Here is a 24,677-nt window from a genome sequence, read left to right as displayed (position 1 = left end):
CGCATAGCACGCAGATGTAGCCACACCGTAACCCCCGAGACGAATGTTCCTATATTCGATTTGAGTAGGTTCGCCAAAACATTGAAGGATTCCGCCGAATATAAATTCAGCAATCAACCCAGCCTATTGAAAAAATGGAATCGCTCTGCATTCACCTCGAAAGTGAATAGTGAGCAGCGACGGGCTGGAATGATAGATGGCGTATCGAGGCAACGTTTTGGCGCTAAAGGCGAAGCCCTCCCTTGTATCATCGGTAGCCTCGGAGATGAGGATTTTTTGAAATATCTTCCCGAACACAGTCAGAACGCCCTATTCATTCGCAGCGCATCCACATGCATAACCACAGGCTTATTGCCTACGCCCGCTGCCACTCTCTTCTCTCATCGTCTTTGCGACGTCCGATCCGCATCGGTGCGACGCTGGCCGACGTTCTATTTTCATCATCTTCGGCCTGGCGGCATCCATCGCGAAGTCTGTTTAAATTTCTTATCTTATTCGTTACCGATGGCAATGCATGTTCAACACACAGCAATTATCGACGTCAAGCTGATTGAACCCCGCATATTTTCCGACATGCGAGGCGTTTCATTCGACAGCTTCGATCAGGAAGAATTTGAAGAGCACGTGGCCCGCGGCTACCGATTTGTGCAGGAGCGCCATTCAGTCGTTGCTCATAACGTCCTGCGCGGTCTGCATTATCAGATCCAGCGACCACAAGGGAAACTGGTTCGGGTAGTGAGCGGCGAAATAGTCGATGTAGCGGTTGACTTGCGCCGCTGGTCGCCAACGTTCGGGCGATGGATCAGTGCGCGCTTATCTGCATCCAACTGCCATCAGTTGTGGATACCACCCGGGTTTGCTCATGGTTTCCACGCACTGTCGGATGTCGTGGAGGTGCTCTGCAAGACAACCGAGCGCAGTTTTGTCGAGCATGAGCGTACATTGCGGTGGGACGACCCTGACATTGCGATCGACTGGAAGCTCCACAAGACTCCGATCACGTCGGCACGCGATTCAGTCGGTACAAGCTTCAGCATGGCCGATGTCTATTGACAGTAGTCATCGTTCACGGCTTTACATCCTTCTGCTGATCCAGCTGCCTGTGATCGCGCGGCGCAAACCAGGCTGGCTGTCCTATAGCCTCTGTCATCGCACTTAGCTGATAGACCGTTTGCTCGCGCGATACTCTGTCGGCGTCACACCTAGATATTTGCGAAATATTTTGGAAAGTTGTCCACCGCTACCCATTCCGCAACGCCGCGCAATTTTGTCGACCGGCAGATCGGTCTCGGAAAGAAAATGAGAGCACTTGTCAATGCGGACGTATAAAAGATAGTCGGACGGCGTCACCCCCATTTCCATCTTGAAGCGACGCAAGAAATTCCGCTCACTCATCGCGGCGAATTGCGCCGCTTCTTCAATTGAGATCGTTCTCCCACAGTTCATTTCCAGCCATTGCGCCGACGCCTGAATCTTTTCGCTCACTGCGCCGAACACGTTCTTGTTGGAAGTCGCGGCAAACTGCGCCTCGAAGCGCAACCTCACAGCGCCGGTAATTTGCCGTGCTATCTCTGTGCCAAGGTCTTCTTCGATCATCGCCAGCGCGGCTCGCAGTGGCGTGCTGGATCGCTGCGGAGCGGGCACCTTCAATCCATTCCACGCCACCGCATGAGCAGCTTCGCCGCGTCGCAGCTTGCGAGATGTATCCGGGAGTTCGGCGGCGTCCAGCAGCAGGCGTCCGTTGGCAATCGGAAAAACCCGTTCTCTGCGCAAATCCAGTCTACGCAACCATCCGATCAAGCGCTCCTCGCTCAGGACGCTGCGGACACCGGCACCACCGGCAATGAAAATTGCATGGAGGTCGTCTGCATGAGCACTTGACTCAATGCTGTCGGTCCAAACGAACACCGACGACGAACTCGCTATCCTCCCGCCGGTGACCGACAACAGGCGAACATCGTAGCGTGGCCCGCCAGTGTGCATGGAAGCACTGAATTCGTTTGCTGACTGAAAAATCTCCACAATCGTGGCTGCCTCAGGCAACGCGAAACCGTTAAACAGTGCGATTCCGATACGTCGTACAGTGCAAACGTCGTGCTCAACCTGAGGCTGAGTCGCCTTGCGACTACAGCGGGCAAAAAAAACTGCCATCCAGTCGTCCCCCGAAGATAATTGGCCTCCTACGGCTACATCCGAGCCGTTTTGACTGTCTCGATAATCGTACACAAGCAGCACGCATAACATCTTTGGATGGCTGAATACGATAATACGTTGGCGGCTGCGGACGGTTATCAGCACGCAGTTCGGACTATGACTGCATGCATCATCTCTGCCCACAATGTACGGATGGTTTCGTAACATTACTTCGCCGTCCTATTCAACAGAAATGGACAACGTCGATCTTCCTCGATCTCCGCCAGCTAAGGTGGAGAATCACAGCGGCCAAACTTTTGGGTTCTTTGCCGTCAAAGTCCTGACGATTTATGCCAGCCAGGAGTGACCGTCTCATGGCCAACCTATACTCACTCGCGCTTGGGTCTTGGCGAGCAAGGCCGCGTCCGGGCCAGTCGCTCCCTGCAATTTTAGTTTTTTCGATCCAATCCGATTGCCGAGCGCTCGCCAACAATCCTGACCTGGGGTCACCCTTAAGGATTTGAACGATCGAGGTACTACTTGACCCAATTGGCTCGCGCATTTTCGTTCATCGCTAACCGAAAAAAGGATCAGGCGTCATGCTGAGGGAAGGAAACTTCACACACTCCTCGATTTCACCAGGAGGTTCGAATATGCCGCACCCTCGCCCTCACGTACGCGCCGGTCTGCGCCTTTGGGGCTATGATCCGTCGGTGGTGGCAACGTGGATCAGCGGATTGCCGGACGCCGGTGGAAGGCTATCGTGGGAGGTGACGCATGATCGAGATGCGAATGGCGCTGATCTGATCCTGCACCTGGTCAGTCCTTCTCGAACCTCGGCGCCCTTTTGTTGGAATTGCGCCGGCGCCAATCATGCGATGCGGAATTCCAATGGCGTAGGACGCATTGAGATAGCGCTTCTAGCCGGACATTTTCATCAGTTGGAATTTCCTCGCATAGGACATTGGGTAGCGTCCGAAGGACTACCGATCAGAGTGGCTCTGCACAAGTTGGCAAAGTCAATCGAAAACCGGGTGCTCACTCAGGAACACTGGATCCTGGAGTGATCTTCATTGATTGATTGATTGATTGATTGATTGATTGAATGAATGAAGATCTTGCATCCTGACTCAATACTCACATGCCGGCTTTTATCCGGCATGCGTGCACCGAGTCAGGACGCGCGACAATTTCACGTCGGCAGCAGCGACAGGTGCCGCTCGAGGTACTCACGAAACTCGGTACCTACCTCAGGATGCCGCAGCGCAAATTCCACTGTCGCCTTCAGATAACCCAGCTTGCTGCCGCAGTCGAAGCGCGTGCCGTGGTACTTGTACGCCAGCACCTGTTCATCGGCGAGCAAGGACTGAATCGCGTCCGTCAGCTGCAACTCACCGCCCGCGCCCGGCTTCAGCGCGCGCAGATGTTCGAAGATCCGCGGCTTCAGCACATAGCGGCCCACCACGCCGAGATTCGACGGCGCCACACTCGGCTCCGGCTTCTCGACGATTCCCGACATCTTGATGATCGACTCCTCCCATTCCTTGCCGTCGATGATTCCGTACGATTTGGTATCCTGCGCCGGAATTTCCTCAACGCCGATCAGGGAGCTATGGTAATGATCGAACACCTCGATCATTTGCTTCATGACCGGGGGGCTGCCATATAGCAAGTCGTCCGCAAGAATCACGGCGAACGGGCTATCGCCTACCAGCTTCTCCGCGCACAACACCGCGTGCCCCAGCCCGCGCGCCTCCGGTTGGCGCACGTAAAAACAATCGACATGGCTCGGTTTGATGCTACGTACCAACTCGAGCAGCTTGGCCTTGCCGCGCGCCTCCAGTTCCGCCTCGACCTCGTAGGATTTGTCGAAATGATCTTCGATGGCTCGCTTACTGCGGCCTGTGACAAAAATCATCTCGGTGATACCGGCCGCCATTGCCTCCTCGACCGCGTATTGAATCAGCGGCTTATCCACAATCGGCAGCATCTCCTTTGGGCTCGCCTTCGTGGCAGGAAGAAATCGGGTGCCAAGGCCAGCTACCGGAAATACTGCCTTTGTAACTTTTAGCATGCGGGACTCCGAATGTCATTGATATGGCCAGATCGCGGTTAAGTCATCCCGGCCCGCGCTGATAGGTACGCAAACCTGGAGGCGGTCGACGGAACACACTAAGGCATGGTCCGAAGGTCAACGCCTCAGGTGGAAAGCGGTAGGTCGGTGTCGACCGCCGGGATCTGGTGCAGGTTGTCGCTCACACGAGCCGAAACGACGAGGCGGGAACATAAGGTCCCGGTTGGTCACGTAGCCGCGCATGGCGTAAGCGATTCGAGTTTTGGCCGAACCGCCCCTACTCAATGCGTTTTTCTCGCCCAGTCCGCCCTCGCCTGCATCAGCCTTTCCACTCAGATTCGTTACTGCCGCTTGAATTTAAAGGTCTTTTTCGCGAATAATTGTTTGCGCCGCGCGCCTAATTTGAACATTTATCCATTTAGCAATTTTTCTGCGAGCGAGCCATGACACTCACGGAGTGATCATGACGAAAGATCATCTGGCAAAAATGATACCGATCGAGACCGATTAATCTCCATCAGGCTGTAGTCATTAGGCATAACATCAACCCGAATGACTGACGTTATCGGCAATAAAAATCCCGATGCCTGATAAATAACTGCACTCCCCAAAAAACATGGGCAGCTTCTGACATGGTGAAATTAGCGGCTTCGAGGTGGACGGAAGCGTCATTTTCCATTCAGCCCCGTTTGCCCATACGATACTCAGTGGGTGTTGTCGTTAAATGCTTGCGGAAGAGTTTCGCCAGCCGACCGCCACACCCAATGCCACAATGGCGTGCCACCTTGTCGACTGGCAGGTCAGTTTCGACAAGCAGGCGACAGCTCATATCAAGCCGCACATACAGCAAGTAATCAGACGGCGTCACACCCATTTCGACCTTGAAACGCCGGAGGAAATTGCGCTCGCTCATGCCGGCGATCTGCGCTGCGTCGTCGATCGAGATAGGCCGGTGTCCGTTTGTTTCAAGCCATTTTGCCGACGCCTTGATTTTCTCGCTCACGCCAACCGAAGCATTCTTGCGCACAATCGCCGTAAACCGGGTATTTGTGGATGGCGCGACCCAGTCAGCGATCTGACGCGCAACTTCGGCTCCGAAATCTTCCTCAACCACCGCAACGGCGGTTTGGAAGGGGCTCAGGGAAGTGCTCGCAGAGCCTTTACCAGCGCCGGTCTGCGCGATTTCACCCGTGCGTTCGCCGTAGCGCCTGATACCCGTGGTTTGCCCGAACCCGGCGACGTCGAGCAGCGCCCGTCCTTCACCGATCGGGAATACCAGCTCTCCACGCCGATGCGCCCGACGAAGCCACGCAATCAGATGTTCGTCGCGTAATGCATCGATCGCGCCTCCGCCTCCCGCAATAAACAAGGCGTGAAAGCGCTCTGAGTCGCGCTGTGCCTCGATGCCCTCGGTCCAGACAAACACCGATGAAGAACTCACGATCCTGCCCCCGGCCGCCGACAACAAACTGACGTCGTAACGTGTCCCCCCATACTGCTCGCCCTCTGTGAACGCATTCGCCGACTGGAATACCTCCGCAATCGCAGCGGCCTCTGGAAGGGCAAAGCCACTAAACAGAATTACACCGATACGCTTCACGGTGCCGGCCGCCGGCAATACGCGAGGTGCCATCGTGCTGTTGCGGTATGCGACTGAAGAACACTCCATCAGATTTTCCCGGAAATTGGTTGCCCGTTCCGGCTTGCGTCGAGCCGGATTAATTGTCTGAGCTGATCGTACATAAGGACGGTCGGCGACGTATTTTTATGGCCGAATCGACCAACATGTTGGCGGATCCGATCAATCCTTTTAGGCGGAATACAACTTTACGCGTAACAACAAGCTATTTATTCAAAATCCATATTTATATTTTGCATTGGCAATTTGATACGCATATATGACCACGTCATTAATATGCAGCGTTGTTCGAGCGCTCCATTTCAGGAAAAGCGGACGTTCATTGCTCTATGCAAAGTAATATCTAATTGAAACGGATCAATTAGAATCGAACGAACATCTGGTCTTCGCAGACCGGCTACCGCTTACAGCCAGCGTGGCACAGTTTCCGTACGCTCCTGACGTGCCGATCGTCGCCAATCAGTCATGGAGTCCCGTCGATACAGCCCGAGCCGGATTGACAGGACGCCCTGTCCCGAGCTCACATGTCGCGGCCGTCACACGTTACTTCCCAGTCGGCAACCATGCCGATGGGCGGCCCATGCGGCCGTGGTCTGTACGAGGCGTTTGCGTCGTTCCTGCCCGAACGACGCCTTTTCGTGTCCCATTCCGTCAACAGTTTGACTCAATCCGCCACGCACATCCGCCGTCTGCTCCGACCGAATAAACTCTGCTTCGGTCTTTCGAGGGGGGCCTCCCTGAGGCAACCCCGCCCCTCGATTTCACCTGCCGCCTCTCGGGCGGCAGGCTTTTTTCTTGAGCCACCAGATTCGATTCCCTACCATAGGGTCAACGATGCGTTAGAGCGGCACCGTCACGTTGCTGGGATCGCCGATCAAGATCGCGTGATGGCCTAGCATCGTTTCACGGAAGCCACCCAGATTCCGTCCGTCTACTGAGCAAGCGTATGTCCTCACCACTATTGCGTCGTGAACAATTTAACGTGACAGCGCCAGACAGCCTGCAGGCGATTGCCGCATTCAACCAGTCGTACCTCCTGCTCGCGCAACGGATGCTTGGAGAAGACCGGGGGCAGGCAAAACGCGCGCTCGGACTAACCGATTCGATGGCAACGCGGATCTCTTCATTGACAGCGGCCGAGATCGAAATGCTCGCCGATAGCGCGGACGTGATCTGTCAATTCCGAGTCGACGCAGCGCCCGGCCGGGCGTGATACCTGGCGGCCGCACCCTGCGCGCAACGCCCGCACGCCACGCACCCACGACAATATTTAACGTGGCAACCCCATCTGTCGTCTGACTGGAAGGCACTATAGTAGAGAGGACTTCCAGCCGGCAGAAGGAGTTCGAGTATGAACGCGCGCACGTATCGCATCGCAACTGCAGGGGTTCTGATCGCCGTCTTGCTGCCTGTCCCGGCCGTCCAGGCGCAGCTCGGCAACCTGCTCAACCAGGGTTCGGGGGGCGAGTCGTCCGGCGGACTCGGGAGCCTCGGCGGCATGGGCAGCGCCTTGTCAGGCCAGTCATTGACTTCCGGCAGCACCGGCAATGTCGCGGGCGTGCTGGAGTTCTGCATCAAGAACAACTATCTCAGCGGCAACAGCGCGTCGTCGGTCAAGGACTCGCTGATGAGCAAGCTCCCGGGCGGTTCCAGTTCGGCCTCGTCTGACAGCGGCTATGCCGATGGCGCCAAGGGCATCCTGACCGGCAGCAACGGCAAGCAACTGGATCTGAGCGGCGGCGGCCTCAAGGAACAGATCACCAAGCAGGTCTGCGACAAGATTCTCGCCCAAGGGAAATCGTTGCTGTGAGCGGGTGTGAAGCAATGCGTAATGAGTGGCAGAGGCGCCGCGTTGAGTCGCGGACATGGATTCGATTGCGTCCGGTTGAGCGTTCGATACATCGTCCGGGTTCTGCATTTTTCTACGGCTCGGCCTGACCTCGTTCGGCGGCCCTGCCGCCAATGTCGGTTACTTCCGCGACGAGTGCGTCAAGCGGCGGCGCTGGCTCGACGAGCACACGTTCCGCAACCTGCTCGCGCTGTGCCCATTTCTGCCGGGCACCGGCAGCAGCCAGGTCGGCATCGCGATCGGCCGGTTTCGAGGCAACCTGTCCTGGCGTCGGCACGTGCTCATTCCCTCCTTACATTTTGTCATGCTATGATGCGAATCATTCTCATTTACAAAGGCGTCGCATCTCTCGATCCGGCGCGCCCGGCAGGCCATGGCGGCAAACGAATCAGCCCTGCATCACGAGATGCAGGCGCTCTACAGCACTCATCACGGCTGGCTGCACGCATGGCTGCGCAAGAAGCTCGGCTGCGCGCATCGCGCCGCCGACCTTGCGCACGACACATTCGTGCGTCTGCTCGCCCGCGATGAACCACTCGCCCTGGAAGAACCGCGTGCGTTCCTGACGACAGTCGCACAACGCGTGATCGCCAACTACTGGCGTCGCGAGCAGATCGAGCGCGCTTACCTGGAAGCATTGGCGCTCGTCCCCGAGCGGTTCGCGCCCTCGCCTGAAGACCGTGCGCTGCTCCTTGAGGCGCTGTGCGAAATCGACAGTTTGCTGGAACGGCTGCCGGTGGCCGTGAAGCGTGCGTTCCTGCTGGCCCAGCTCGACGGCTTGAGCCATGCCGAGATTGCCGCTCAACTGAAGCTGTCCATCTCGACCGTGAAACGCCATCTGATGCGCGCCGGCGCGCAGTGTTTCTTTGCACTCGACGCGGCTTGACGGATCGACGGATGAACGCGAGCGCGAGACCCGATATTCCGCAACACATCGCGCTGCGCGCCGTGGAGTGGTGGATGGAATTTCAATCCGGCGACATCACGCGCGCGCAGCAACTCGCCCTGGCACGCTGGTGCGCCGAGCATCCCGACCATGAGCGCGCATGGCAACACATCTGCAGCGTCAGCAGCCGCTTCAGAAGCCTCGCCGACGCCACCCCGGGTAACGCAGGCGCGGGCACCGGCGGCGCATCAGCCCTGCGCGCCGCGCTGACGCGCCCCGGCTCGGCGAAGCGCCGCGCGAGCGTCAAAGTGCTCGCGACCCTGCTGTTCACCGGCGGCGCGACGTGGATCGCCGGTGAACACGTGCCGTGGCGCGCATGGAGCGCGGATGCGCGCACCGCACTCGGCGAGCGCCGCACCCTGACACTTGCCGACGGCACTCGCCTGACGCTGAACACCGACAGCGCGGTCGATATCCGTTTCGACAGCACCGAGCGCCGCGTACGCCTGATCAAAGGCGAAATCATGATCGCGACCGGTCACGGCGACCGTGAGCAGCGGCCGTTCGTCGTCGAGACCGCGCAAGGCGGCTTGCAGCCCTTGGGCACGCGCTTCGCCGTCAGACAACAGGGCGTGCTCTGCCGCCTCGATGTGTTCGAAGGCGCGGTGCGGATCAGCCCATTCGATGCACCCGGTCTCGCGCCGGTCATCCATGCCGGCCAACGCGCCCGCTTCACGCGCGACGACGTCAGCGCGGTCGAGCCGATCAGCGAGGACGACGCGGCATGGACGGATGGCCTGATCGTCGCGAGCGGCATGCGGCTCGGCGATTTCGTGAACGAGCTCGACCGCTATCGTGCCGGACATCTGAGCTGCGATCCCTCCGTGGCCGGTTTGCGGCTCTCGGGCACCTTCCCGCTCACCGACACCGACCGCGTGCTGGATACCGTGGCGAGAACCTTGCCGGTCGAGGTCGCATTCATCACGCGCTATTGGGGCACCGTGCGCGCGGCCCGCTCTTGAAACCGGCGCGCTGCCGGCGCCGAAAATTTTTTCATCTGTTGTGAGCTGTTTTCGAATCTCGCGTGACAAGGGAGATGAGAGCAACACATCGTCTACCTTCCTGCGAGCTTTGAACATGGGACAGCATCGAAAAACCGGCGCCGGCAACGGCATCTGCGGCAGTCGTGACAGTCGTGGCGCTTTGCGCGCGCGACAGCCGGCACACTTCGCGCGGCATCTTGCAACGGCCGCGCTGATCTCGGCGGGACTGCCGTTCAACGTCGCGCTGGCAGCCGATGCGCCATCCACGGCGGAGGCGTCGCCGCGTAAAAGTTACGACATTCCGGCAGGCCCGCTCGAAGCCGTGCTCAATCGCTTCGGACGCGAGAGCCGCTTGCTGCTGTCGTTTCCGCCGGCGCTGACGGACGGGCGCAAGAGTGAAGGCCTGCGCGGCGATTACGACGTGCAGCAAGGCTTCGATCGAATCCTGCGCGGCACGGGGCTCGGCGCGGTGCAACAGTCCAATGGCAGCTATACGCTCGTGCAGCGCGCCGAGCCGTCGGCCGACAACAGCGACGCGCCCGGCGCCACCCTTCCCGCCGTGACCGTCAGCTCGTCGACGGTGAAAGCCGGCAGCTACCGGCCACCTGTCGACGCAGTCGTGACCCGTTCGGATACGCCGGTGCTCGACACGGCCCAGGCCGTCAACATCGTGCCGGCCCAGGTATTGCGCGACCAACGTCCGCGCAATCTGGACGACGCGCTCGCGAACGTGAGCGGCGTCGTGCAAGGCAATACGCTGGCCGGCACGCAGGACACCTTGCTCAAGCGCGGCTTCGGCGGCAATCGCGACGGCTCGATCATGCACAACGGCATGCCGCTCGTGCAGGGGCGCGCGCTGAACGCCGCCGCCGACAGCGTCGAAGTCCTCAAAGGTCCGACTTCGCTGCTATACGGGATCATGGACCCGGGCGGCGTCGTCAACGTGGTAAGCAAGCAACCCTTGCTCCACTCCTATCACGCGATCTCGGTGCTCGGCTCAACCTACGGACACGGCCGCAATGGCGCCGGCGCGACGCTCGATACGACCGGGCCGATCGGCGACTCCCGCCTCGCCTACCGGCTGGTTGTCGATCAGACCGACGAGCAATACTGGCGTAATTTCGGCGAACATCGCGAGACGCTCGTGGCGCCCTCCCTCGCCTGGTACGGACGCGACACGCAGGTGGTGGCCTCGTACGAATACCGCAAGTTTCTCTATCCATTCGACCGCGGCACCGCGCTCGACCCGAAGACCAACAAGCCGCTCGCCATCTCGAGCCGTGAACGTCTCGACGAACCGTTCAACGAAATGGACGGCGAATCGAATCTTGCGCAGATCAGCATCGACCATCAGATCAACGCCAACTGGAAGGCGCACTTCGGCTACAGCTACAACCGCGAGACCTATGACGCGGGCCAGTTACGCGTGCAAGGCATCAACAGCACGACCGGTGCCGTGTCGCGCAGTAACGACGCCACGCATGGCGCGCTCAGCACGGACAGTTACGCGATTGCCTACGTGGACGGTCATTTCGACATTGCCGGATTGCGCAACGATCTGCAGGTCGGCGTCGACGACGAGTACCGCCGCATCTATCGCAAGGACCTGCTGCGCCAGGCTACGAAATATCCGTTCAACTATTTCCACCCGGTCTACGGTCTGGAGAGCCCATCGACGACTGTGTCGGCGAGCGACAGCGATCAGACCGACACGCTGCACGACCGGTCGCTTTTCTTCCAGGACAGTTTGCACCTCACGGACAAGTGGATCCTGATCGGCGGCGCGCGTTTTCTGAGCTACAACCAGATCGCGGGAAAGGGCCGGCCATTTGTCGTCAACACCGACATCAACGGCACCAAATGGCTGCCGCGTGCGGGCGTGGTTTACAAATGGACCGACACGGTATCGCTATACGGCAGCTACACACAGTCGCTCAAGCCGACCTCGACGATCGCCCCGCTGTCTTCGGGCGTGGTGATCGATTCATCGGTGCAGCCTGAGGAAGCCACTTCATGGGAGCTCGGCGCCAAGGTGGCGATGCCCAACGGCCTGAGCGGCACGCTGGCGCTGTTCAATATCGACAAGAAAAACGTGCTGGTGCAGCAGTACAACGACACCACTAAACAGACTGACTGGCGCACCGCCGGCAAGGCGCGTTCGCGCGGCGTGGAACTCGACGTAGCCGGCCAGATCGGCCAGCACTGGAGCGTGATCGCGAGCTACGCATACATCGACGCGAAGACCACCGAGGACCCGCTTTACGCCGGCAAGCGCCTGTGGAATGCCCCGCAGAACACGGCATCGCTTGCGGCCGTATACGACTTCGGCGCGATCTTCGGCGGCGACCAGTTGCGCATCGGCGCCGGCGCGCATTACGTCGGCACGCGCCCGGGCGATTCGGCCAACAGCTTTACGCTACCGGCCTACACCGTCGCCGACGCCTTCGCCACGTACGAGACCAAACTCGGCAATCGGCATCTGTCGTTCCAGCTCAACGTGAAGAACCTGTTCAACAAGACTTACTACCCGTCGAGCGTGAACAAGTACTTCGTATCGGTCGGCGACGCACGCCAGGTCTCCCTGCTGTCGACACTCGAGTTCTAGGCCGTACCGACCTCGCACCTCGCACGCAATACACGCTTCTACCTGATCAACACGAGACTGGAATCATCATGAAACGTCTGAATCGCCGCCCTGAACAGGGCTCAGCGCCCGCACACAAACGCCGTACCTTTCTCACGGCGGCAGCGGGCCTCGGAGCCTTGCTCGCCGTCGCGACACCGGCCGCGCACGCGGCATCGAGCGGATCACGCACGGGCAAAAAAATCGTGATGATCGTGCAACTGAACGGCCCGAACCTGGCCGTCGACCAGAAGATCGCGGCACGCCTGGACGCACGCGGCTACAGCGTGCGCATGCTGGACCAGGCGCAACCGCCCGAGGCAGTTGGCGATGCGGAGCTGGTCGTCATTTCATCGACGGTCTCATCGAAACAGGTGGCGGGTGGCTGGCGCTATCTGGCCAAACCGTTGTTGACGTGGGAGAACGATTTACTCGACGACTTCGCGATGACGGGCAAGCGTCACGACGTCGATTTTGGCGAAGCGGAGAAAGAGCGTTACTTGTGGCTGGTCAACGCCCCGCACCCGATCGCAGCCGGCTTACCGGCAGGCGTCGCGAACGTATACGTCAAACAGGCCCCGATGAGCTGGGGCAAACCCGGCTTGGGCGCGACAACCATTGCAACGTTGTACGGCCAACCGGAAAAGGCGGCGATCTTCGCGTATGAGAAGGGTGCGACGATGGACTACGAGTCGCTGGCCCCGGCCCGTCGCGTGATGCTTTTCCTGAACAACGACACATTCGCCAACCTGTCGCCGGCGGGAAACAGCCTGTTCGACGCAGCGGTGGACTGGGCAGTGGGTTTGAGTTAGCGCACGTTACCTGCGTGACATAACTGAGCGCGGCAAAAAAGACGGCACCCGCAACGCACGGCGAGGTCACACCAGCGAGTGCGCGCTCAAGCGCACTCGAACAATTCGGCAATGCCCAACCGGCCAAGGGCAACACAACACAGATCACCGCGTTGGATAAAAGCGAACACGAAAACGCAGCGATCGGTGTTATGAAGCACGCTTCGGCGCGCGCAGCGCCGCCGGAAGAATGACGCCCTTGTCACTAGCGCAGGCAGGGGCGCGAGCACGGATTCCAGATGCACCACTACCGTGTGCGAGCTACGGTGCCCGCTTAGCATTAGCGGTTTGAGCCGCTTTCTTTTGCCTACTTTTCTTTGCGGCAGGCAAAGAAAAGTAGGTGCCTGCCCCGCACAGGGGCGACGCTAATAGACCACTACCAAAACAAGGAAAAGCCAACACCGCGCGCACACAAACCAAACAGAAAAACAAACAGAAAAACAAACAGACCAAGAAAACCCCAACACGCGCAGGCGTCCCGACAACCCATCAATTAGAACCCACCCCACCCTGCCCCACAGCCGCCCCAGCAGTCTTCACAGCGCCAGCGTCACCCACCCCATGCTGAATAGCATAAATCTCCCGATTCCGGGCGATCTCCGCATCCGAAGGCGGATAGTCGTTACTCCGCACCGGCACGAGCCCTTCAGCCTGAGCCTGCTGCAACTGCGCCATAACTTCAGCGCGCGTCAACCCTGACGGATTGGATTGAGCAAAGGCATTCGCGCCGAACGGCAGGCTGAGGGCAGCAACGGCAATAGCGGTAAGCAGTTTCATGATGTCTCTCCGATGATGTGCAAGAAGTGCAAGAAATGAGTGGCCTGAACCTGAACCACGCTTCCCATTCTTGTCATTTCAGCTGTCGGAGCCCTGACCCGCAGATTACCGTTTCGTTATCTGCACATCGCCGATAAACAGAACCTCAAGATAACAGAACGGTAATCCACCCGACCACAACAGGTAAGCGCCCCAACCCCACACTCCTGACTCACGAAGAAGCCCGCGTCCCGCGCCGCCCCATGCCGCGAGGCGCACCGAAAACCGCGCGCCTCTCTCTGCCTCTTTTCAGGAAACCGCCATGTGGATCGTCAAGCTCGCGCTGCGCCGCCCCTATACATTCGTGGTCCTCGCGGTGTTGATTTTTATCGTCGGCCCCCTCGCGATACTGCGCACGCCGACCGATATCTTCCCGAACATCGATATCCCGGTAGTCAGCATCGTCTGGACGTATAACGGCTTTTCCGCCCAGGACATGGCCAACCGCATCACGTCGAACTACGAGCGCGCACTGACCTCCGACGTCGACGATATCGAGCATATCGAGTCCCAATCGCTGAACGGCGTTTCGGTGGTGAAGATCTTCTTTCACCCGGGCGCGGACATCAATCGCGCGATTGCCGAGGCAGCCTCCAATTCCGCGTCGATCCTGCGCGTGCTGCCGCCTGGCACGCTACCGCCGAACATCATCACGTACAACGCGTCGACGGTGCCGATCCTGCAACTCGGACTTTCCAGCGACACGCTGTCCGAACAGCAGCTCTACGACCTCGGCAACAGCCAGATCCGCACACAACTGGCGACGGTGCAAGGCGCCTCGGTGCCGCTGCCGTTCGGCGGCAAGGTGCGGCAGATCATGGTCGATATCGATCCGCGCGCGCTGCAGGCCAAAGGCCTCGCCCCGCTCGACGTGGTCAACGCCGTCAATGCGCAGAACCTGATTTTGCCGGGCGGCACCGCCAAAATCGGCACAAAGGAATACAACGTGCAGATGAACGGCAGCACCGACACGGTGGCCGCGCTGAACGACCTGCCGATCAAAACGGTAGCCGGCGGCGTGGTGTATGTGCGCGACGTCGCCCACGTGCGCGACGGTTATGCGCCGCAAACCAACATCGTGCGCAACGACGGCAAGCGCGCCGCGCTCCTCACCATCGAAAAATCAGGCAGCACGTCCACGTTGACCATCATCCAGCAGGTCAAGGCGATGCTGCCGCATATCGCGGCCGGTTTGCCGAGCGCGCTGCATATCACCGCGCTGTCCGATCAATCGGTGTTCGTGAAGTCGGCGGTAGTGGGTGTGGCGCGCGAGGCGGTGATCGCCGCGGCCCTGACCGCGCTGATGATCCTGCTGTTTCTCGGCAGCTGGCGCGCCACGCTGATCATCGCGGTGTCGATTCCGCTCGCGGTGCTGACGTCGCTGATCGCACTGTCCGCGCTCGGCCAGACCATCAACATCATGACGCTCGGCGGGCTCGCGCTCGCGGTGGGGATTCTCGTCGACGACGCCACCGTCGCGATCGAAAACATCACGCACCATCTGGAGAACGGCGAGCCGCTGCACGACGCGATTCTGAACGGCTCGGGCGAAATCGCCGTGCCGACTTTCGTCTCGACGCTGTCCATCTGCATCGTGTTCGTGCCGATGTTTCTGCTCTCCGGCGTGGCGCGCTATCTGTTCGTGCCGCTCGCCGAAGCGGTGGTGTTCGCGATGATCGCGTCGTATTTCTTCTCGCGTACGCTGGTGCCGACCCTCGCGATGTATCTGATGCGGGCGCGCAGCAACGCGCCGGTCACAGGCAACGGCCCGATTGCGCGCCTGATCCGTTTCCAGGCTGCCTTCGAACATCGCTTCGAGAGGTTGCGTGAACGCTATCGCAGCGTGCTCGGCTCGGCGATCGCGCACCCGCGCCGTTTCATCGCGATCTTCCTGCTGCTGTGCATCGGCTCGCTCGCCCTGGTGCCATTTGCCGGCCGCGATTTCTTCCCCGCTGTCGATACCGGCGAGATCCGCCTGCATCTGCGTGCGCCGACCGGCACGCGCATCGAGGACACCGCGCGCCTCACCGACGAAGTCGAGGCCCGTGTGCGCAGCGTGATTCCGAAGCAGGAGCTCGCTTCCATGCTCGACAACATCGGCGTGCCGGTGAGCGGCATCAACCTGACCTACGATTCGTCCGACCCGATCGGCCCCGAAGACGCCGACGTGATGATCACGCTCGCAGCCGGGCACAAGCCCACGGCCGCCTATGTCGCGACGCTGCGCACCACGCTGTCCAGGGATTTCCCCGGCGTCACGTTTGCTTTCCTGCCCGCCGATATCGTCAGCCAGATTCTCAACTTCGGCCTGCCCGCGCCGATCGATATTCAGATCGTCGGCAACAAGCTCGACGCCAATCGCGTCGTGGCGAACCGCTTGCTCGCCCAACTGCGCGGCGTGCGCGGTCTGGTCGATGCGCGCATCCAGCAACCGGGCGACGAACCCGCGATCAACGTGAATGTCGACCGTACGCGGGCGATTCAGGCCGGCCTGGTGCAACGGGACGTATCGCAGAACCTGCTGATCGCGCTCTCCGGCAGCGCCCAGACTACGCCTAACTTCTGGCTCGATCCGCACAACGGCGTCAGCTATCCGCTCATGGCGATGATGCCGCAGTACGACATCAACTCACTGCAGGCGCTGGCCAATATTCCGGTCGCGCAGAGCGGCGCCGCCGGTACAGGGGCAGTGACGGCGTCCGCAACGGCCAACGGCGCCGGCCCCGCTCCGCAGAACCTGCTCGGTGCGATGAGTACGCTGACACGCGCCACCCAGCAAGCCGTCGTCTCGCACTACAACGTGCAGCCGGTGCTCGATATTTTCGCGTCGGCCCAAGGGCGCGATCTCGGTGGCGTGGCAACCGACGTGACCCGCCTCGTCGATCAGATCCGGCCGCAATTGCCGCCGGGCGCGTCGATCGTGGTGCGCGGCCAGGTGCAGGCGATGCACGACTCGTTCAGCGGCCTCGCAAGCGGTCTCGTGTTCGCGATCGCCCTCGTCTATCTGCTGATGGTCGTCAATTTTCAGTCGTGGCTCGATCCGCTCATCATCATCAGCGGCCTGCCGGGTTCGCTGGCGGGCATCGCGTGGATGTTGTTCAGCACCGGCACGAGCCTGAGCGTGCCGGCGCTGACCGGCACCATTCTGTGCATCGGTATCGCCACTGCCAACAGCATTCTCGTGATCAACACCGCGCGTGAATTCCATCACGGCGGCAAGCCGCCGCTGCAGGCCGCGCTCGAAGCCGGATTCAGCCGTTTCCGTCCGGTGCTGATGACCGCGCTCGCGATGCTGATCGGCATGCTGCCGATGGCGCTCGGTCTCGGCGACGGCGGCGAACAGAACGCGCCGCTCGGCCGCGCGGTGATCGGCGGCCTGGCGCTCGGCACGGTGTCCACCTTGCTGTTCGTTCCGGTCGTCTACGGCATGGTGCATGCGTGGCTCGACAAACGCCGCGCGACTCGCGCCGAGCAACAGGAATCCCGCGTTCCCGCCCGCACACTTTGACTCCGACGAGAACTAGCTCATGAACAATCCATCACTTCCGCCGGACCTCGGCGACAGGTCTGAACCGGCTGTTGATACTGATCGAGCCGCAGAGGCTGCCAAGGTCGACGAAGCGGTACGCTCCGCCAGCACTGCGCATGCCGCTGAAACCGCTCAGTCCGCGCGCGACAAGGAATACTCGCACGCCGACGCTGCCGGAACCGCACGCTCAGCCGACCTGAGCACAAGCTCGAATCGGCGCCGCCACGCGTGGCCGTTCGCATTGGCCGGCCTCGCCGCGGCGTTGCTGATTGTCGGCATCGTGCCGCGTCTGCATGCAAGCGCCGCGTTGACGCAACAGACGCAAGCCCAAAGCGTGCTCAGTGTTTCCGTGGTCACGCCCCGCCCCGCGCCGGCTGTCCACGAACTGCTGCTGCCAGGCGCGGTGACACCGTTCGCCGAAGCATCGATCTATGCGCGCACCAGCGGCTATCTCGCGCACTGGAACACCGACATCGGCGCGCAGGTGAAAAGCGGCCAGACGCTCGCCACCATCGACGCGCCCGATCTCGACGCACAACTGCGCCAGGCCCGCGCCGACGAAGCCACCGCCCAGACCAACTTCGACTTTGCGAGGACCACCGCGCAGCGCTGGCAGGAGATGCTGAAAACCCAATCGGTCGCGCAGCAGGATGCGGATACCAAAGTCAGCGACATGGAGGCGCGTCGCGCGATGCTGGCGTCGGCGCAGGCCAACGTCGCGCATCTCGCCGAGCTGGTGTCGTACGAGAAGATCACCGCGCCGTTCGACGGCGTCATCACCGCGCGCAACGTCGACGTCGGCGCACTCGTGACGGCGGGCGGCACGCCTGGCGCGGCAGGCATGTCGGGCGAGCTGTTTCATATCCAGCAGACCGGCGTGCTGCGCGTGTTCGTGGACGTGCCGCAGAACGACGCGCCCTACGTCACGCCCGACACCGGCGTGTATCTGACCGCACAGCAATATCCCGGGCGGCACATCGCCGCAAAGGTAGCGCGCACGACCGGCTCGATCGATCCATCGAGCCGCACCTTGCGCGTCGAGATCGACGTCGACAACAAGGATGGCGCACTGATGCCAGGCGCTTACGCGCAGGTGCATCTGCAGTTGCAGTCGACCACGCCGGCGCTCGATCTGCCTGTCAGCGCGCTGCTGTTTCGTCCGGATGGCGTGACGGTCGCCGTGGTCGACGGCAATGGCCATGCGGCGCTCAAGACAGTGCACATCGGCCGCGACTTCGGCACGCATGTGGAAATCACCACGGGCCTCGCGGCCACCGACCGCGTGATCGACAACCCCGGCGATTCGCTGAGCACCGGCCAGGCCGTGCAGATCGCGCCGGCTGCGCACGGCTGAGCGGCCGTCATCGAAAGGAGTTGCCGATGTTCTCCATGCCTCTTTCACGCCCGTTGCTGCGCCGCTCGCTTGCCGCGACGATGATCGGCGCACTGCTGAGCGCCTGTTCGACTTTGCCGCCGTACCAGCGCCCCACCGCCGAGATCCCCGCGCAGTACGCGGGCGCGGCGCCCGGCTGGACCCAGGCCGCCCCCGCCGACACGGCGCCGCGCGGCCCCTGGTGGACGATCTTCAACGATCCCGTGCTGAACCAGCTCGAAGCGCGCGTCGACGTCTCGAACCAGAGTGTGCGTAAAGCAGTCGCGCAGGTTCAGCAGGCGCGCTCGATGGTGGACTATCAGCGCGCCGGATTTTTCCCGACCATCACGGCCGGCGCTGCGCAGAATCGCTCGCGGACGTCGCAGAACGTCGAAGGCAAGTCGCTCGCGGGCAAGACCGTGCCGGACTATTCGGCCGGCGTATCGGCGAGCTGGGAGCCGGATCTGTTCGGCCGCGTGCGCGATAGCGTGACCGGTGCGAAGGCCGATACTGAGGCAAGCGAAGCGGATCTCGAAGCCGTGCGCCTGTCGATGAGCGCCGATCTGGCCGTCGACTATTTCGCCCTGCGCTCGCTCGACACGCAAAAGAAGCTGCTCGACGACAGTGTGACCGCCTACGCCGCCGCCTTGAAGCTGCTGCAGCAACAACTGAAGGACGGCGCGATCGACGCCTCGGCGGTCGCTCAGGCCACCACCCAGCTCGAAGCGACGCGCACGCAGGACACTGACATCGACGTGACGCGCGCGCAGATGCAGCATGCGATTGCCACGCTGATCGGCGAGCCGGCCTCGACCTTCACGCTGCCGCCGAACGGCTCGGCTGCGACGCCGCCAGCGATTCCCATTGGCGTGCCGTCGCAACTGCTCGAACGGCGTCCCGACATCGCGGCGGCTGAACGGCGCGTGGCATCGGCGAATGCGCAGATCGGCGTGGCGCACGCAGCCTTCTTCCCCGATCTGGTGCTGTCGGCGAGCGCGGGGCTGGAAAGCACCTTCTTCGCGCCGTGGCTCAGCGCGCCGAGTTTGTTCTGGTCGCTCGGCCCGCAACTGGTCGGCACGCTGTTCGACGGCGGCAAGCGCACGGCCAGCCTGCACGGCGCGACGGCGCAGTATGACGGCGCGGTTGCCGATTACCGGCAATCGGTGCTGGTGGCCTTCCAGCAGGTCGAAGACAATCTGTCCGCCCTGCATTCGCTCGCCGACGAAGCCGCCAGCCAGCAGCGCGCGACGACGGCGGCGGATCTGTCGCTACGTCTCACGACAAACCGCTTCAACGCCGGCGCGGTCAGTTACCTCGACGTGGTGACGGCGCAGACGATCGCGCTGACGAACCAACGCACCGCGGATCAGATTGCGGCGCGGCAGTTGGAGTCGAGCGTGTTGTTGTTGAAGGCGCTGGGCGGGACGTGGCATGGACAAGGTGATGGTGCGGCGACGACGGATGTGGCAGCCGCGGCGAGCGCGGCTGGGCCTGTCACCCCATCCGCTGTTCAAACTGACGCCACGCTCGCTACCGCTTCGGCCGTTCAGGCCCCCCCTAAACCCGCCGGAACATAAGCACGAACCGCGTGCTCTGCGCGTCGCTCTCCGCATGCACCGTGCCGCCATGCAACTCCATGATCGTGCGGACGATGGCAAGCCCAAGCCCCGTCGACCCTGTGGACCCTTGCGACAGGCCGGACGAAGGCAAGGAACTGCGCGACGGATCGACACGATAAAAACGGTCGAAGATCCGTTCGAGGTGCTCCGCGGCAATCGGCTGCCCCTGGTTCGACACGGTGACGCGCACCGCCTCCGCCGATGCGCGGACTTCGAGCGCGATCTCGCCGCCACTCGGCGTGTAGCGGATCGCGTTGGCGAGCAGATTGCTGACCGCGCGGCGAAACAGTTCGAGATCCGCCGTCAGCGTCGCTGCACCGGTGACCTGCACCCTGACATTCGCATCGTCGGCGATACCCTCGAAGTATTCGGCAATCCGCGTCAGTTCCAGCCCGGCATCGAACTCGCGCATGTGTTTGACGAATTGCGGATGTTCTGCGCGTGCAAGAAACAGCACGTTTTCGATCATTCGCGAGAGCCGGTCGCATTCCTCCAGATTCGATGCGAGCAGCGATTCATATTCGTCGATCGAGCGTGGCCGGGCAAGCGCGACTTCGGCGGCGCCGCGCATGTTGGCAAGCGGCGTGCGCAGATCGTGCGCAAGGTCGGCCGTGAAACGCGACAGGCGCTGAAAGCCGTGATCGACACGTTCGAGCATCGCATTGAGCGCGCTCACCAGTGCCTCAAGTTCGCTCGGCACGCGCGCCACCGCGATCCGCGTATTCAGGCGATTGACCGTGACGCGGCCCGCACTCGCCGCGATATCGCGCAACGGCCGCAAGGCGGCGCGAATCAGCAGATAACTCAGCAGCATCGCCAGCATCACACCGGCTGCACCCGCCAGATGCAGCTTGTCGCGATAGCGGTCGAGCAGCCGCCAGCGGTCGCTCATGTTGCGCGCGATCAGCACGGTCGCCGTGTCGCCGTCGTGCAGCCGCGCGTCCGCCAGGATGCCGCGAATCGGTGCGCCGTTGCGGCCGGTCCAGTTGCCGATATCCGCATCGGTGATGCGCGCCGCAGCGGCAATGCGCGTGAGCGCCGGCAGCGCGGCGATCGTCTCGACGCCGCCGGCTTCGGCGGTCTCCCCGGCGTTGTGTTCGATCGCCATACGCCCATCGGGACCGAACACCTCCATCGACATCGCTTCATTGCCCAGCACGATGCTGCTCAACCGGTCGCTGTGCTCGCGAATGCCTTTCGAGGTATCCAGCTCCTCCGCGAGCCGCCGCGCATGGCGTGCTGCAAGCACGATGTCGAGGTCGTCCTGCGCCTTGATCTGCTTGTCCAGCGCCAGGTACAGAAAACTTCCAACGAGCACGAAAACCGCGAGCGTGGTGACACCGAAGGCAAGCGCGAGCGTCGCGGCGAGCGAACGGCCGCGCATCAGGCCGTGTCCTTCAGTTCGAGCACATAGCCGACGCCGCGCACCGTATGAATCAGCTTGACGGGAAAGTTATCGTCGATCTTGGTGCGCAACCGGCGGATCGCGACTTCGACGACATTGGTATCGCTGTCGAAATTCATGTCCCACACATACGACGCAATCTGCGTGCGGCTCAGCACCTCGCCCTGGCGGCGCGCCAGCAACTGCAGCAGCGAAAACTCGCGCGGCGTGAGGTCGATACGCGTGCCGCCGCGTTTCACGCGCCGGCGATTGACGTCCATTTCCAGATCGCCCACCTTGATCAGCTCGCTTTCGCGCGGCGGCCCGCGGCGCGCCAGCGTGCGCACCCGCGCCAGCAATTCGACGAAGGCGAAGGGCTTGACGAGGTAATCGTCCGCGCCGAGTTCGAGGCCGCGCACGCGGTCGTCGACGTCGTCGCGGGCGGTGAGGAACAGCACCGGCGTGGTACGCGTGCTGCGCAGGGTCTTGACGATGGTCCAGCCGTCCATGCCCGGCAGCATCACGTCGAGCACGATCACGTCGTATTCTTCTTCCTGCGCGAGGATCAGCCCTTGTGGGCCGTCGTTCGCGACGTCGACCGCGTAGCCGGATTCCTCCAGGCCTTTCTTCAGATAAGCCGCTGTTTTGAGCTCATCCTCGATCACCAGGATTCGCATGGGAGTGCTCCGCTGTGCTTGACCGCCAAATCATACCGGTAAGCGGAGCGCAGGATGATTACGATCCGGTAATGTTGGCTGCGGACGGTGGCACAGCGGCGCTTCCGACAGGACGACATCGTCCCGCCCTTGCCGCCAAAGGGCGAGCAGCGGCAGCTTCTATTCGACGTTGTCGGTCACGTCCGTCATCCGGACCATATGCGGCTTGACGACATCCTCTTCCTCGTCGTCGGTGGCCGTGGGCGGATGGATCAGCGCTTCGAGCCGCGCCTTGGTGGCAAGAAACTCCGGCGACGTGGCCTGCGAATAGTCGCGCGGACGCGGCACCGGCACCTCGATCAATTCCTGCACCTCGCCAGGATTGGCCTTGAGCACCAGGATGCGGTCGGCGAGAAAAATCGCTTCGTCCAGGTCGTGCGTGATGAACAGCACGGTCACATCGATGTTGCGCCAGATATCGAGCAAGTGCGTCTGCATCTTCGCGCGGGTCTGCGCATCGAGCGCACCGAACGGCTCGTCCATCAGCAGAATCCGCGGCCGGTTCGCGAGCGCGCGAGCAATCGCCACGCGCTGCTTCATCCCGCCGGACAATTGGTGCGGATAGGCGTTGGCGAACTTCGTCAGACCGACCAGATCGAGCCATTGCAGCGCGTCGCGCTCGGCGTGCAGGCTGCTGTGGCCGTTCATCTTCAAACCGAACATGACGTTCTTCTTGACCGTCAGCCACGGAAACAGCGTGTAGCCCTGAAACACCATGCCGCGATCGGCGCCGGGCCCCTCCACCGGCTTGCCGTCGAGCAGCGCGCTGCCGCTTGTTTGCCGCTCAAGGCCCGCAAGAATGCGGATCAGGGTCGACTTGCCGCAGCCCGACGGCCCGATCACGCAGACGAACTCGCGCCGGTGCGTCTTGAAGCTGATGCCGTTCAACGCGGTGCATTCGCCCTGCGGGCTCTTGAAGCGCTTGTCGAGATCGCGAACCTCGAGAATGACCTCGCGCGACTTGAGACGGTCGAAACGCTCACGCACCGCTTCGGACTGGATAAGGTACGACGGAATCGGTTGCGGATTTAACATGATTGAATCCCTTCAATACGGTGCAGTGTGATGCCATGCGGTGCGATGCAGGGCGGCAGGCCGTGGCACGAACGGTCCCGCTACGCTTTGAGCGTGCGGTCCCACGGAAACAGCTTGCGGCCGGCATAGGCGAGCACGAGATCGGTGCCGAGTCCGATGATCCCGATCATCATGATCGCCGCGTAGACATTGTCGAAATGCTCGTAGCGCGCCTGCTGCGTGATGTACCACGTGATACCGGAGCTGGTGCCGACCAGTTCCGCGACGATCAGATACGTCCACGCCCAGCCGAGCAGGATGCGCTGGTCGCGATACAGGTCCGGCAGGATGCCGGGAATCACCACATGCGTGAGCAGCTTGAGCTTCTTCGTGCCGAGCGTCATGGCCGCTTCGAACAGCCCGTACTCCAGTTTGCGCGTGGTGTTCGCCACGATCAGCACTTGCTGGAACAGCGTGCCGATCACGATGATCGCGATCTTCGGGCCGTCATAGATGCCGAGGATCGCCACCATCAGCGCACCGAACGCGGGCGCCGGCAAGTAGCGGAAGAACTCGAAAAACGGCTCCTGCAGCCGCGCGATAGCGCTGTAAGTCCCGCAGACGATGCCAACCGGCACGCCGATCACCGACGACAGCAGAAAGCCCCAGAAGATCACCTGGATGCTGTGCCACAGGCTTTGATGCAGCCACACGCCGTCGCGTGACGCGGGGGGCGTCGTGAACGCGGTGTAGAACGCACGCAGCACCTCGTGGGGCGCGGGCAGGTACACCGGGTTGACCGGCTCGCCCGTCGGCAAGGCGGTGTGGCCGTCTCGCGCATGACTCAGCTCGTCGGCGAACACGTCCTTGTCGACCCGCATGCCGGGCTGAAAATAGTCGACGCTGCCCGGGCTCTCGACCAGCACCTGCGGATGCCAGACGAACGGCACGTAGCTGACGATGCACCAGACGAACACCGGCAACAAAAAAGAGCCGAGGCCCAATAGCCATTTGCCGCGTGCGGAGAGTTCGCGGCGCACCGCGAACCAGTCGCTTCTGTTAATGACGGTCATGGGGTTCTCCAGGGCAGCGTTCGGTGCCGGAACTCGCTCCGCCTGAACGGCGGAGC

The 24,677-nt window shown here is 61.6% G+C and carries 18 protein-coding genes and 1 pseudogene; 11 read left to right on the top strand and 8 right to left on the bottom strand.

Annotation, left to right across the window (positions count from 1 at the left end):
- Window positions 1-504 precede the first annotated feature (504 nt).
- Window positions 505-1,053, top strand: a complete 549-nt coding sequence (rfbC, locus tag DSC91_RS06785; RefSeq protein WP_115777418.1) for a dTDP-4-dehydrorhamnose 3,5-epimerase — start codon at window positions 505-507, stop codon at window positions 1,051-1,053.
- 102 nt (window positions 1,054-1,155) lie between these two features.
- Here rfbC and DSC91_RS06780 read toward each other — a convergent pair whose 3' ends face one another.
- From DSC91_RS06780 to DSC91_RS06770, 3 genes are all read right to left on the bottom strand, one after another.
- Complete coding sequence (locus tag DSC91_RS06780) at window positions 1,156-2,151, bottom strand: GlxA family transcriptional regulator (protein ID WP_115777417.1); 996 nt, start codon at window positions 2,149-2,151, stop codon at window positions 1,156-1,158.
- A 1,174-nt stretch (window positions 2,152-3,325) separates the two neighbouring features.
- A complete protein-coding gene (gene galU, locus DSC91_RS06775) occupies window positions 3,326-4,207 on the bottom strand; it encodes a UTP--glucose-1-phosphate uridylyltransferase GalU (protein WP_115777416.1) in 882 nt (293 codons plus the stop codon).
- Between the two features lie 679 nt (window positions 4,208-4,886).
- On the bottom strand, window positions 4,887-5,876 hold the full coding sequence (locus DSC91_RS06770) for a GlxA family transcriptional regulator (RefSeq protein ID WP_115777415.1): 990 nt from the start codon (window positions 5,874-5,876) through the stop codon (window positions 4,887-4,889).
- A gap of 916 nt (window positions 5,877-6,792) precedes the next feature.
- On the opposite strand from DSC91_RS06770, the gene DSC91_RS06765 reads away from it, so the two are divergent.
- From DSC91_RS06765 to DSC91_RS06735, 7 genes and pseudogenes are all read left to right on the top strand, one after another.
- Window positions 6,793-7,059, top strand: coding sequence for a flagellar transcriptional regulator FlhD (locus DSC91_RS06765; protein ID WP_115777414.1), 267 nt, complete (start codon window positions 6,793-6,795; stop codon window positions 7,057-7,059).
- Between the two features lie 138 nt (window positions 7,060-7,197).
- Entirely contained in the window at window positions 7,198-7,656 is a 459-nt protein-coding gene (locus tag DSC91_RS06760) for a YjjA family protein (RefSeq protein WP_115777413.1), read from the top strand.
- Between the two features lie 106 nt (window positions 7,657-7,762).
- Window positions 7,763-7,951, top strand: a pseudogene (locus DSC91_RS06755) (chromate transporter); the annotation flags it as partial.
- Window positions 7,952-8,068: 117 nt separating this feature from the next.
- Complete coding sequence (locus tag DSC91_RS06750) at window positions 8,069-8,581, top strand: sigma-70 family RNA polymerase sigma factor (RefSeq protein WP_115777412.1); 513 nt, start codon at window positions 8,069-8,071, stop codon at window positions 8,579-8,581.
- Window positions 8,582-8,592: 11 nt separating this feature from the next.
- Window positions 8,593-9,603: a FecR domain-containing protein gene (locus DSC91_RS06745; protein WP_115777411.1), complete on the top strand. Its 1,011-nt coding sequence runs from the start codon at window positions 8,593-8,595 to the stop codon at window positions 9,601-9,603.
- Between the two features lie 115 nt (window positions 9,604-9,718).
- Complete coding sequence (locus DSC91_RS06740) at window positions 9,719-12,229, top strand: TonB-dependent siderophore receptor (protein WP_115777410.1); 2,511 nt, start codon at window positions 9,719-9,721, stop codon at window positions 12,227-12,229.
- Window positions 12,230-12,297: 68 nt separating this feature from the next.
- Window positions 12,298-13,059 (top strand): hypothetical protein, encoded by a 762-nt coding sequence (locus tag DSC91_RS06735; protein WP_115777409.1) that lies wholly within the window; start codon window positions 12,298-12,300, stop codon window positions 13,057-13,059.
- Window positions 13,060-13,587: 528 nt separating this feature from the next.
- On the opposite strand, the gene DSC91_RS06730 is transcribed toward DSC91_RS06735, so the two are convergent.
- Window positions 13,588-13,875 carry a DUF4148 domain-containing protein gene (locus tag DSC91_RS06730; protein ID WP_115777408.1) on the bottom strand — a complete coding sequence of 96 codons (288 nt, stop codon included), beginning with the start codon at window positions 13,873-13,875 and terminating at the stop codon, window positions 13,588-13,590.
- 301 nt (window positions 13,876-14,176) lie between these two features.
- Between DSC91_RS06730 and DSC91_RS06725 the strand changes: the two genes are divergently transcribed.
- Genes DSC91_RS06725 through DSC91_RS06715 form a run of 3 tightly spaced genes read left to right on the top strand, consistent with a single transcriptional unit; the run spans window position 14,177 to window position 20,392 of the window.
- Window positions 14,177-17,422, top strand: coding sequence for an efflux RND transporter permease subunit (locus tag DSC91_RS06725; RefSeq protein ID WP_115777407.1), 3,246 nt, complete (start codon window positions 14,177-14,179; stop codon window positions 17,420-17,422).
- 19 nt (window positions 17,423-17,441) lie between these two features.
- On the top strand, window positions 17,442-18,797 hold the full coding sequence (locus DSC91_RS06720; RefSeq protein ID WP_115777406.1) for an efflux RND transporter periplasmic adaptor subunit: 1,356 nt from the start codon (window positions 17,442-17,444) through the stop codon (window positions 18,795-18,797).
- Window positions 18,798-18,832: 35 nt separating this feature from the next.
- A complete protein-coding gene (locus tag DSC91_RS06715) occupies window positions 18,833-20,392 on the top strand; it encodes an efflux transporter outer membrane subunit (protein WP_373291866.1) in 1,560 nt (519 codons plus the stop codon).
- On the opposite strand, the gene DSC91_RS06710 is transcribed toward DSC91_RS06715, so the two are convergent.
- The 4 genes from DSC91_RS06710 to DSC91_RS06695 all read right to left on the bottom strand — a co-directional run bounded on the left by DSC91_RS06710 (window position 20,373) and on the right by DSC91_RS06695 (window position 24,621).
- Window positions 20,373-21,818: a heavy metal sensor histidine kinase gene (locus DSC91_RS06710; RefSeq protein WP_115777404.1), complete on the bottom strand. Its 1,446-nt coding sequence runs from the start codon at window positions 21,816-21,818 to the stop codon at window positions 20,373-20,375. The genes DSC91_RS06715 and DSC91_RS06710 overlap by 20 nt on opposite strands.
- Window positions 21,818-22,495: a heavy metal response regulator transcription factor gene (locus DSC91_RS06705; RefSeq protein WP_115777403.1), complete on the bottom strand. Its 678-nt coding sequence runs from the start codon at window positions 22,493-22,495 to the stop codon at window positions 21,818-21,820. The genes DSC91_RS06710 and DSC91_RS06705 overlap by 1 nt, the downstream gene beginning before the upstream one ends.
- A gap of 159 nt (window positions 22,496-22,654) precedes the next feature.
- Window positions 22,655-23,569 (bottom strand): ABC transporter ATP-binding protein, encoded by a 915-nt coding sequence (locus tag DSC91_RS06700; protein WP_115777402.1) that lies wholly within the window; start codon window positions 23,567-23,569, stop codon window positions 22,655-22,657.
- An 80-nt stretch (window positions 23,570-23,649) separates the two neighbouring features.
- Window positions 23,650-24,621 (bottom strand): ABC transporter permease, encoded by a 972-nt coding sequence (locus tag DSC91_RS06695; RefSeq protein ID WP_115777401.1) that lies wholly within the window; start codon window positions 24,619-24,621, stop codon window positions 23,650-23,652.
- Window positions 24,622-24,677 lie beyond the last annotated feature (56 nt).

The sequence above is a fragment of the Paraburkholderia caffeinilytica genome (assembly GCF_003368325.1).
Classification (GTDB): domain Bacteria; phylum Pseudomonadota; class Gammaproteobacteria; order Burkholderiales; family Burkholderiaceae; genus Paraburkholderia; species Paraburkholderia caffeinilytica.
Note: the sequence above shows the minus strand (reverse complement) of the source record. Positions and strands in the feature narration are given on the sequence as shown.